A 260-nucleotide genomic window follows, 5' to 3' on the forward strand; every position below is an offset into this window, starting at 1 on the left:
TAGAGAATATTCTAAAATGGCGATTTTACTCGGTTTTTACTTGGTTTCTTCTATACGATTATCTAGTTTTCAAAGAACGATTAAAAAAAGCTTTGAGAGAATTGCTCCCTCAAAACTAAACAAACAAGAAACAGTCAACTTCTTATCAGTCCGTAAGGACTGCATTATCCTTAGAAAGGAGGTGATCCAGCCGCACCTTCCGATACGGCTACCTTGTTACGACTTCACCCCAATCATCTGTCCCACCTTAGGCGGCTGGC

Annotated in this window: 1 rRNA gene; it reads right to left on the bottom strand. The window is 40.8% G+C overall.

Annotated elements, in window-relative coordinates:
* Nucleotides 1-174 precede the first annotated feature (174 nt).
* Nucleotides 175-260 (bottom strand): 16S ribosomal RNA (locus tag M3226_RS31920); the annotation flags it as partial.

Source organism: Neobacillus cucumis, assembly GCF_023715505.1.